At 67.9% G+C, this 11,124-nt stretch carries 7 protein-coding genes; 4 read left to right on the forward strand and 3 right to left on the reverse strand.

Annotated features, from left to right (window positions below):
- Positions 1–2: 2 nt before the first annotated feature.
- From efeB to WT16_RS18555, 4 genes are read left to right on the forward strand one after another with little or no spacing between them, the layout of a single operon-like run.
- Entirely contained in the window at positions 3–1,334 is a 1,332-nt protein-coding gene (efeB, locus tag WT16_RS18540) for an iron uptake transporter deferrochelatase/peroxidase subunit (protein ID WP_015604121.1), read from the forward strand.
- A 45-nt stretch (positions 1,335–1,379) separates the two neighbouring features.
- The gene (locus tag WT16_RS18545) at positions 1,380–2,417 is read left to right on the forward strand and encodes an iron ABC transporter substrate-binding protein (RefSeq protein ID WP_006027365.1); all 1,038 of its coding nucleotides are present in this window, start codon (positions 1,380–1,382) and stop codon (positions 2,415–2,417) included.
- A gap of 10 nt (positions 2,418–2,427) precedes the next feature.
- On the forward strand, positions 2,428–4,044 hold the full coding sequence (locus tag WT16_RS18550) for an iron ABC transporter permease (protein ID WP_015604051.1): 1,617 nt from the start codon (positions 2,428–2,430) through the stop codon (positions 4,042–4,044).
- Between the two features lie 22 nt (positions 4,045–4,066).
- Positions 4,067–5,143 carry an ABC transporter ATP-binding protein gene (locus tag WT16_RS18555; protein ID WP_063533927.1) on the forward strand — a complete coding sequence of 359 codons (1,077 nt, stop codon included), beginning with the start codon at positions 4,067–4,069 and terminating at the stop codon, positions 5,141–5,143.
- A 197-nt stretch (positions 5,144–5,340) separates the two neighbouring features.
- On the opposite strand, the gene WT16_RS18560 is transcribed toward WT16_RS18555, so the two are convergent.
- Genes WT16_RS18560 through WT16_RS18570 form a run of 3 tightly spaced genes read right to left on the reverse strand, consistent with a single transcriptional unit; the run spans position 5,341 to position 11,097 of the window.
- On the reverse strand, positions 5,341–5,934 hold the full coding sequence (locus WT16_RS18560) for a hypothetical protein (protein WP_015604098.1): 594 nt from the start codon (positions 5,932–5,934) through the stop codon (positions 5,341–5,343).
- Positions 5,935–5,943: 9 nt separating this feature from the next.
- Positions 5,944–10,605: an RHS repeat-associated core domain-containing protein gene (locus WT16_RS18565; protein WP_063533928.1), complete on the reverse strand. Its 4,662-nt coding sequence runs from the start codon at positions 10,603–10,605 to the stop codon at positions 5,944–5,946.
- A 51-nt stretch (positions 10,606–10,656) separates the two neighbouring features.
- Positions 10,657–11,097 (reverse strand): DUF1795 domain-containing protein, encoded by a 441-nt coding sequence (locus WT16_RS18570; RefSeq protein ID WP_015602546.1) that lies wholly within the window; start codon positions 11,095–11,097, stop codon positions 10,657–10,659.
- Positions 11,098–11,124: the final 27 nt, after the last annotated feature.

An 11,124-nucleotide genomic window follows, 5' to 3' on the forward strand; every position in this document is an offset into this window, starting at 1 on the left:
CCATGACAGACGATCTCCATTCCCCTTCGCGCCCCGCTCGGCGCGGCTTCCTGAAAGCGGGCGGCGCGGCGGTGGCGGCGAGCCTCGCGGCGGCCGCGGCACCTGCGGCGCATGCCGCGCACGCGGGCGCGCAGCCCGCCGCGGCGGCCGCGCACGACGCGATCGAACCGTTCCACGGCGATCATCAGGGCGGCATCGTGACGCCGCAGCAAAGCCACGCGTACTTCGCCGCATTCGATCTGACGGCCGGCACGCGCGCCGACCTGATCGCGCTGCTGAAAACATGGACCGACGCGGCCGCGCGTCTTGCGCGCGGCGACACCGCGCAGCCGCTCGCGAACGCTTCGGCCGCCTCGGCCGCCTCGGCCACTGCGGCCGACGACGACAAGCCGCCCGTCGACTCGGGCGACGCGCTCGGCCTCGGCGCGGCGAACCTGACGATCACGTTCGGCTTCGGCCCGGGCGTTTTCATGCAGAACGGCAAGGATCGCTACGGGCTCGCGCATCGGCGGCCCGCCGCGCTCGTCGATCTGCCGCGCTTCAACGGCGATCAGTTGCTGCCGGAAAAAACGGGCGGCGACCTGTTCGTGCAGGCGTGCGCGAACGATCCGCAAGTCGCGTTTCATGCGGTGCGGCAGCTCGCGCGCCTCGGCGCGAACGCGACGCGCATCCGCTGGGGGCAGGCGGGCTTCCTCTCGGGCCGGCCCGGCGAAACGCCGCGCAACCTGATGGGCTTCAAGGACGGCACGATGAATCCGCCGAGATCCGATCCCGCCGCGATGAACCAGTTCGTCTGGGCGGGCGACGAAGGCCCCGCATGGATGAAGGGCGGCACGTACACGGTGGTGCGCCGCATCCGCATCACGCTCGAGCATTGGGACGGGACCGAGCTCGGCTTCCAGGAGCAGGTCGTCGGCCGTCACAAGTACAGCGGCGCGCCGCTCGGCAAACGGAACGAATTCGAGCCGCTCGATCTCGACGCGGCCGACAAGGACGGCAACCCCGTGATTCCGGACAACGCGCATGCGCGCCTCGCGTCGCCGCAGGCGAACAACGGCGCGCAGATCCTGCGCCGCGCGTATTCGTACAACGACAGCACGAACTTCTACATCGAGCGCTGGCCGCCGTGGCGGCAGCAGACCGAATACGACGCGGGGCTGATGTTCGTCGCGCATCAGCGCGATCCGCGCACGGGCTTCATTCCGATCAACGAGAAGCTCGCGAAGCTCGACATCATGAACCAGTTCACGACGCACGTCGGCAGCGCGATTTTCGCGTGCCCGCCCGGCGCGCGGCCCGGCTCGTACATCGGCGCCGCGCTGTTCGAGGCGTGAGCGCGGGCGATCGAGATTCCGAATCACCGCAGGAGACATTCCGACATGAACACACGTCACATCGCCCGCGCGCTGCGCCGCCGGGCCGCAACCGCAGCGATCGCCGCCGCGGCCGTCGCGCTCGCGGCGGCCGCGCCGCTCGCATCGGCCGCCACGCTCACGCTCTACAGCGCGCAGCACGAGCAGGTGGTCAACCAGCTCGTGAAGGACTTCGAAGCGCAAACCGGCATCACCGTCAAGGTGCGCACGGGCGAAGGCCCGGCGCTCGCCGCGCAACTCGTCGCCGAGGGCGACAGGACGCCCGCGGACGTCTATTTCACCGAGAACTCGCCGGAGCTGGTGCTGCTCGCCGAAAAGGGGTTGCTCGCGAAGACCGACGCCGCGACGCTCGCCGCCGTGCCCGCGCGCTTCAGCTCGCCCGACGGCGACTGGGTCGGCGTGCTCGCGCGCGAGAACGTGCTGATCTACAACACCGCGAAGATTCAGCCGCGGCAGTTGCCGGCGTCGCTCGTCGATCTCGCGAAGCCCGAATGGAAAGGCAAGGTCGGCATCGCGCCGAGCGACGCCGACTTCCTGCCGCTCGTGAGCGGCATGCTCGCGCTGAAGGGCGAAGCGCAGACGCTGCAGTGGCTGAAGGGCCTGAAAGCCAACGCGCAGATCTTCGACGACGACGAGGGCGTGACGGCCGCCGTGAACCGCGGCGCGGTCGCAACGGGCATCGTCAACAATTACTACTGGGCGCGCCTGCACGCCGAGCTTGGCGACAAATCGACCCGCAGCGCAATGTTCCACTTCGCGAACGGCGACGTCGGCGGCCTCGTCAACGTATCGGGCGCGGCCGTGATGAAGGCGTCGAAGCATGGCGCCGACGCGCAGAAGTTCGTTGCGTACCTCGTCGGCGAGCGCGCGCAGAGCCTGATGGCGAAAGGACGCATCAGCTTCGAATACCCGCTGCGCCCGGGCGTCGCGCCCGATCCGGTCCTCAAGCCGTTCGATCAGTTGAGCCCGCCCGCGATCACGCTCAAGCAGCTCGGCGACGACAGCCAGGCGGGCAAGCTGCTGCGCGAGGCCGGGCTTCTCTGAGCGACCGGCAATGAGCGACGTCGTCACCGGCGCGCGGTCCGCCGCGCCGCATCCGGCCCGCGGCCGCGCGCGTCGCCGGGCGCCGCGCGCGCTCGTCGCCGCGGCAGCGCTCGGCCCGCTCGCCGTGCTGCTGCCGATCGCGTTCACCGCGTATCGCGCGGCGGGGCTCGGCGCGAACGACATGAGCGAGCTGCTGTTCCGCCCGATCGTCGGCGAGCTGCTCGGCAACACGCTCGCGATCACGCTGGCCGCGACGCTCGCGTGCGCGGTGCTCGGCACGGCCGTCGCATGGCTCGTCGAGCGCACCGACCTGCCCGCGCGCAAAGGATGGGCCGCGCTCGCCGCGGCGCCCCTCGCCGTGCCGCCCTTCGTCACGAGCTACGCGTGGGTGTCGATCAGCCTCGACTTGCAGGATTTTCTCGGCGCGTTGATCGTGCTCGCGTCGTCGTACTTTCCGCTCGTCTATCTGCCGGTGGCCGCGGCGCTGCGCGGCCTCGATCCGGCGCTCGAGGAAAGCGCGCGCACGCTCGGCTGCCGGCCCGCGCAAGTCTTCTTGCGCGTCGTGCTGCCGCAACTGCGGCCTGCGCTGCTGGGCGGGATGCTGCTCGTCGCGCTCGGTGTGCTGTCCGAGTTCGGCGCATTTGCGCTGCTGCGCTTTCGCACGTTCACGACCGAGATCTACGCCGAGTATCGCGTGGACTTCGACGGCGGCGGCGCGTCGCTGCTCGGCTGCGCGCTGATCGCGCTGTGTCTCGTCTGCGTCGCGCTCGAGTTCCGCGTGCGCGGCCGCGCCCGCTACGACGCGACGCACCGCGGCACGCGCCGCGCCGCGCATCGCTACGCGCTCGGCGCGTGGCGCTGGTGCGCCGTCGCGGGGCTCGCGGCGCTCGCCGGCGCGACGCTCGCCGTGCCGCTCGCGACGATCGGCTACTGGCTCACGCAGCAAGGCGCGGCCGCCGTCACGCCCGCCGACGTGTCGCCCGGGCTGCTGTGGCGCGCGACGCTCGCGTCGACCGGCTACGGGCTCCTGGCCGCCGTGCTCACGACGGCGCTCGCGCTGCCGCTCGGGTTCCTGTCGGTGCGTCATCCGGGGCGCATCGCGACCACGCTCGAACGCCTCGCGTTCGTCGCGCAAGGCATGCCCGGCATCGTCGTCGCGCTCGCGATCGTCTCGTTGACCGTGCGGCTGATGCAGCCGCTTTATCAGAGCGCGCCGATGCTGATCGCCGCTTACGCGATCCTGTTTCTGCCGCTTGCGCTCGTCGGCGCGCGCGCGGCGCTCGCGCAGGCGCAGCCCCGTCTCGAGGAAACCGCGCGCGCGCTCGGCCTCACCTGGGCGCAAACCGCGTGGCGCGTGCTGCTGCCGCTCGCCGCGCCCGGCCTCGGCGCAGCGGCGACGATGGTCTTCATCTCCGTCGTCACCGAGCTGAACGCAACGATCCTGCTGTCGCCGATCGGCACGCGCACCCTCGCGACGCAGGTCTGGAGCGATACGTCGACGCTCGCGTTCGCCGCCGCCGCGCCATACGCGGCGCTGCTCGTCGCGTTGTCGCTCGCCGCGGCGGCGCTGCTGTTCGTGCTGCTCGGCCGCTCGGCGGTGCGCGCGCCGCCGGGCGGCGACGCATGACGTTCAAATTTTCTGCGAATCCATGAGCGAACTCCGAATCGACCGCGTGTGCAAATCCTTCGACGGCCACGCCGTACTGCACGACGTGAGTCTCGCCGTCGGGCGCGGCGCGCTGCTCGCGCTGCTCGGCCCGTCCGGCAGCGGCAAGACGACGCTGCTTCGCATCCTGTGCGGTTTCGAGCGTGCGGAACGAGGAACCGTCGACATCGACGGGCAACGCGTCGCCGGCCCCGGCGTGCACGTGCCGCCCGAAGCGCGGCGCATCGGCTACGTGCCGCAGGAAGGCGCGCTGTTTCCGCATCTGTCGGTCGCGGACAACATCGCGTTCGGCCTGCCGCGCGCGCAGCGCCGCGCGCACCATCGCGTCGCCGAGCTGCTCGACATGGTCGGGCTGCCCGCCGCGTTCGCGCAGCGCGCGCCGCAACAGCTATCGGGCGGCCAGCAGCAGCGCGTCGCGCTCGCCCGCGCGCTTGCGCCGAAGCCCTCGCTCGTGATTCTCGACGAACCGTTCTCGTCGCTCGATGCGTCGCTGCGCCTCGAAACGCGCGCGGCGGTCGTCGACGCGCTCGCGGCCGCGCGCGCGACCGCCGTGCTCGTCACGCACGATCAGCCCGAGGCGCTGTCGCTCGGCGACGAGGTCGCGGTGCTCTGGCATGGAAGGCTCGTGCAGACGGCGCGGCCCGAGACGCTGTATCGGCAGCCCGCGACGCGCGAACTCGCGATGTTCATCGGCGATGCGGTGCTGATCGAAGGCGTCGTGGAGCGCGGCTTCGTCGTCTGCGCGCTCGGATATCTGCCGCTTCGCGCGCCGCTGCCCGACGGCCCCGTCGATGCGCTGCTGCGCCCCGAACAGATTCGCGTGCGGCGCATGCACGAGCCGCGAGACGATTGCACGCATTGGCGCGACGCGATCGTGCTCGACGCGACGTTCGGCGGTCAGGATGCCTATCTGGATGCGCAACTCGTCGACTTCCCCGGCGCGCGCGTGCGCGCTCGCGTGCCGGGATATCGGTGCCCGTCGGCGGGCGAGCGCATCGCGCTCGCGGTCGACGACGACGTGATCGCGTATCCTCGTTGTCGTTCAACGAACGACTTGTAATATGCGGATCGCGCTCGATTGAAGCCGCATTTTCGTGCAAGGTCCTTCCGATACCGGACGCGCCTTCGGTTCGACCGCGATCATGCAGGGCAATCGCGCGGACCCAACGATGCGAAAGGCGGAACGGTCCTGGTCCCACGTGCATCAGCAGCGATGATGACGATGGCCGATCTCTTGTTGATGGCGCTCCAGAACTTTCAATCCACAATCACAATGCCCGGAATCTTTTCCAGCAGCCGCCTCAAATCGTCCTGGTCGATCTTGTATTCTTTGGCAAAAACCTCGGCGTCCCCAAAAATCGCGTTGCACCGGGGAGGATTGTTCGTATAGACGCCCATTCGGATGCCCATGTCGGCCGGCCAGGCCTGCGACATGACATAGTCCCTTGCGAGATACGGATTGACGATCGTGAAACGCGGCCATGCCGGGAAGCCGATTCGCTCGGGATCGCACTCGTAGACCCGCGAGTCATGTACCTTCGCCTGCGAGAAATCGCAATCCAGCGCCTTGCCCGGCAACGATTCGCTGTTGTTTCCGAAATCGCATCCGATGAAAGTTCCCGTGAACTTCACTCCGCTGAAGATTACCCGGTCGAACTGGAAATTCTTGAGCGCCTTTCTTTGGTTGAACACGCCGCCGACCATCTCGGTATTGCTCGCGATCAGCGAGCGAGTCGTGCAGTCCGAATTGATCGTGCAATTCTCGAGCCTGAGGTTGGGCCCGAGCGTATGCACCTCCTTCGCATCCAGCTCTATCACCGAATCGCTGATTACCTGATTCCTCAGCTTCATTCCGCCTTCCTAGAAAGTGATCATTCTGAAAACAACATCGGACATCCGCATCGCGTGCGTGTCCATGTTGCTATTGCTGCCCGACATGATGTCATAACTCAGCCCCGTATTCGGATCGACCGCATCGACCCCCACGCGATTCCAGTCCAGATCCAGTCCCGCGATGTCCGGATCGCTCCTGACCTGAGATTCGATCCAGCGCCCCTTGGCTTGCTGCTGCAGCAGATTCGCGCGCCAGTACTCGCCCGATGCTCTAGCGCTTTCGATCGCATTGCTTTCCGCCGGCGTGAGGTTCGACGTGCTCCAGCGGGCAGCGGCGTTGTCGGTCGCATCCTGGAGCTTCTTGCCGACCGGGTCCGATTCGGGAATGACCTCCGTCGGACTCTTGCCTTTCGGCACGTTCCAGCGTTGGCCGTCGTAATCGACCTGCTTGTTGCCCGCCCGATGATTTTTCACCGTATCGTATCCCTGCAGACCGAACGGATCACCCCATTGCATCGGATCGTGCACATAGGCGTGCGTCCGCAGCCCGCCAGCCAGCCCGACCGGATCGGCGCTGAGATACTGGCCCGTCGACGGATCGTAGTAACGGTGCAAGTTGTAGTGCAGGCCGCTTTCCTCGTCTGCCCACTGCCCCGGGAATCGCAGTTCGCAGTCCGGCGGATCGAATTCATCGCCGTCCCGATGACCCAGTCGCAATTGCTCGCGCACCGCGCTGCGCAAGGAATCGCGGCCGTCATCGCCCGCCGTGTCGCCCCACAGCGTCCGCCGCGCGCGCCACAATGCCCTGCCGTCGCTGCTGTACAGCGTATGCGGCGCGCCGTTGGGATCGCAAGCGAGCGGAAACCACTCGCTCGTCCGCGGATCAGGCTGATCGTCGAAGCGCAGCCGCTCCTGGGCCAACGCCACGTGGGTACTCGGTCGATAGTGCCAACGCTGGATATCGTGCCGCGATCCGTCGCGCTCGTCATAGGTGCGCCACGCCTCGATCATCCGGCTTCCGCACCATAGATAGGCGATGCGTTTCAGCCGGTTCCGAGGGGCGCCGTGCGTGCACACCTTGCTGATGCGGCGGCCGAACGCATCGTAGCGATACGCCCAGCGCTCGCCGCCGGGCGTCGTCACTTCTCTCAGGCGATCGAAATCATCCCAGCGATACCGCCATGCGCGAGGCCGGAAACCATTGCGCAGTTCGGTGCGCGCGACCATGCGCCCGCGGGCATCGTATTCGTAGACGTTCGGCCCGGCGCTGATCAGTTGATCACCCCGGTAGTCATGCAAGCGGATTTCGCCGCCGTCGACCTGCTGCTCGGCCACATGGCCGAGCGGGTCATATCGGTAACGTTCGCGGCCGCTTCGACTTTCGGTGCGCCCGTGGTACGCCTCGACCACCTGGCCGCGCGCGTCGTACCGCCAGCGGTCGGCTTCGATGGGCAGGCCCTTGCGCTCCTCCTGCATGCCGATGCAGCGGTCGGCGACATCCCATTCATAGTGCCGGGTGCGCTGCGGGCCGAAGGCTTCGGGCGGCACCTCGTCGTGCCAAGGCTGCGCCCCCAATGCCTGTCGGGCCAACCGGCTTCGCACGTCATGCGTCTGCCTCTGCGCAAAACCTTCCGGATGCCGGTCCGCCCATTCCGGCTGCCAGCTCCGCCGCTGCTCCGTCGGCAAGTAGCGGCGATCGCTTTCCTGTCCGAGCACGTCGTAGCCGAAGCGGAATTGGTGGCCGTTACTCTCGATCGCGTCGAGCTGGCCGGCGAGATCGTACTGCCACCGCGTCTGCCCGCTCGGCGTGCTGAGCGAGGCAGGCCGTCCCATCACGTCGTGCTCGTAGCGTATGGCCTGTCCGCCCTGGCTTTCTTCGATCAGCCTGAACGCATCGTCGTATTCCAGGCACACGTCGTTGTCCGCCCGCCACTCGTGCGCGGCGTCGCTCCGCTCCCAAACCTGGGCGCGAATCAGTTGCCCCCGCGATCCCCAGGCGAACGTATGCTTCTGCAGCGGACCGGCGAGCGAGATCAGCCGGTCTTGCGCATCGTATTCATGGCGCAGCACGACGCCATCCGGCAGATGCTTTTCCGTGACCTGCCCCAGCCGATTGCGCACGTATCGCGTGCAGCGCCCGCTCCAGTCGGTCTCGGCGACCAGTTGGCCCGCCGCGTCTCGCTCCAGCGTCCAGCGCTGCCCCAGGGCGTTCGTCACGCCGACCAGACGGGCAGCGCCGTCTCGATGATACTGGGTGACCGCCCCCGCGGGATCGGTGACGCTGCCGAGCAAATCGAATGCCCCCCACGTATAGCGGGTGCCGTGCCCCAGCGGATTGACCGCCTCTCGCAGCATGCCTTCCGAATCGTAGTGAAAGCGCGCAATCGCGCCGTCCGGATAGGTCATGCTGCTGAGCATCTCGCGCGGATTGGACGGGCCGGGCTCATAGCGGTAGACAGTCCGATGACCGGCCGCATCGGTGCGGCTCGTCAGCCGGCCGTATCGGTCGCGACCGAGATGCGTGTGCCGGCCGAGCGGATCCGTCCATCGATCGGGGCGTCCCGCTTCGTCATGGCGCCATGCGTGCGTTGCGCCATCCGGATCGGTCCGGCTGATGAGCAGGCCGCGCGGGTCGTAGCGAAAGCGCGTCTCGCCGAGCGGCCCCTCGAACGCAACCAGATTGCCCTCCGCGCTGAAATGCCAGTGCAGCGTGCCGAACGGATCGGTCCGCTCGATCAACTGCCCCGCCGCATTCCATCGATAGCGGCTCTCCCGTCCGTAGACGTCGACGATTTTCACGGGGCGCCCGCGCGCGTCGTATCGGTACTGGCTGATACGGCCGATCGGGTCCGTCCGCGCGGCCAGCCAGCCCCGCTCGTCGAAACTGGAGTGCGTCACCCGGCCCAGCGGGTCCTCCGACCGGATCAGCCGGTTCTCCGCATCGAACCAGCGCTGATGCCGATGTCCGAGCGCGTCGATGTACGTCGTTCGCCGCTGCGCGTCGTCGTATTCGAAGCGATCGTCATACAGCGCGGTATTCGTGCGAGTGGCGATCACCCGTCCGCGCTCGTCGTAGCGCAGCGCAACCTGGGTCGCGCCGCTGTCGCGCCAGTGATTCAGCCAGCCCTCGTCGGTATAGCCGAAATGAAATTCCCCCTGAAAGCGGCTGTGCACGTCGGTCAGGCGCTTGCCGTCGAAGCGATAGCGGACCAGCTCGCCCGCCCCGCCCGGCTGCTCCGACACGCTCTGCAACAGCCCTCGGGAATCGCAGGTGATCCACAGCGTCATCCCGCCGCTGTGCCGCACTTTGCAGAGGCGACCCAGCGCGTTGTATTCGAAATCGATCGTATTGCCGTTGCGGTCCTCGATGCGGGTCAGACGGGCGACGTCGTCCTTCGGGCTCGCCGGCTCAAAAATCAGCGATTGCTGCGAGCGCTCGTCGAAAACGACGGCGCGCGCGCGGTTGCCGTGCAACGCGTAGTGCGGCGCCCAGAAGTTGATCGCATTGAACGGCTCGTGCGGAACCGGATAAACGAGTTGCTGGCCGTCCGCATCGAAGAACGTGACGGTGGCCGGGCCGTCCGACGGCTGCCGATATCGAAGGCGCTGCGACCAGTTGCAGATCCATCTGTCTCCGAGCAGCCCGTCGACCGGCTGCCGCCCCGCGTAGGCGCGGCAAAGCGTGAGCGGCAGCACGTGCGGCCACGTGAAATCCGTCCGGTAGTCGGCGTAATCGCCCGTCGCCATGTCGATCGGCTCGCCGAGCAGTTCCCGGAGCACGCCGTCCAGCAAGCCGCCTTCCTTGGTGGCCGAGCGCATCATGATGATGTCCGTGGCCGTCAGCACCAGTTGCTCGAGAAGCGACACGTTCGCGTCGATCTTGCCGAACGTGCCGGTCGTCTCGTCCGCGCTGATCGTCGCGCAGCCCTCCTGAATGACCGCCGAGCACGTGACCTTGTGGCCGATGCGCGCGAGCGGCAGGCCGTTGACCGATACGGTCAGGCTGCCCTGCGCGATCTGCGGCGGGGGCGTGCCGGGGTCCTTGCTGCACGCCACGGGATCGGTCACGCGGGCGACCCGCCACCCTTCGAACGAGACGTTCGGCGAGCCGTCCGCGATCGCGCCCGTCACCGAGCCGGTATGGCCGATACCCTTCGCCACCGCGGCGCCCACAAAGCCGCCCACCGCGCCCGCGACGAAGCCGACGACGAATGGGCCGGCCGCCGCGATTGCGACGGCGGCGGCGCCGCCCGTCGCCACGATCGCGGCGGCCGCGGCGGCAATGGCCACGCCGATGGCGATCCCCGCAATCAGCCCCGTGAGCGCGCCGATGAATGCGTTCTCATGGACGATCTTGTGTCCGACGCGAGCCGGCGCCTTGCCGGGCTTCGCGACCACGGGAAGCCCCAACTTGCCCAGCACCCACGTGACCGGACGATCAGCGCCGACCGCCTCGGCCAGCGCGCCGCCGAGCATCGCCCCGCCGAGCGGCGCGATCACGCGTCCGGCGAAGCACTCGAACGTGCCGGCCGCCCATGCGTTCGTGCCGGCCGCGGCAACCTGCGCCGCGTTGATCGCGAGCCCCGCGTGGGACACGGCCTGGACCGCGTCCGCATTGCTGCCTCGCTGCGCGAGCGCGGCGAGCTTCTGCCGGCTGTCCGACGTCGCGCCACTCTGCACTTCGCCCATGAGATCCAGTTCCTTGCCAAGTGACCGGAAAAACGGCGTCGACCGGCTGCATCACGAAGCCGGAAGTTGCGCGCTCCGATGGAATTTGAAGCTCGCCAACGCCGCGCCGATCTCCTCGCGGACGTGGTTCGGCAATTGGCCGGGGCTCGTGTAGGTCAGCGCCAGAACCAGTGGCGCATCGAGGACGATCACCGCCAACTGGTGAATGAGCAGGTCATCCTTGCTCCAGGTGAAGTCGAGAAACTGGCAGGGCCGCCCATCCAGCACGCCCGGCTCGTCGCGTTGCATTTGCAGCCCGCTCAGTTCCTTCCGATATTTCGCGCGTTGCACATTGACGTAATCGACGAATTCGACGCCGTAAGGCAGTTCGTCGCGCGTCAACACGAGGTTGCTGCCCGTCACTTCCGCCATCGCCGGCAGCAATGCATTGACGCTTCGGTCCAGCCACTGACCGGGCAATTCCAGATGTCCTTCGTTTACCGAATAACGCATGTCATGCCTCGATGTCGCGCGTGCCGA

The sequence above is a fragment of the Burkholderia sp. MSMB1589WGS genome (assembly GCF_001636105.1).
Classification (GTDB): Bacteria; Pseudomonadota; Gammaproteobacteria; order Burkholderiales; family Burkholderiaceae; genus Burkholderia; species Burkholderia humptydooensis.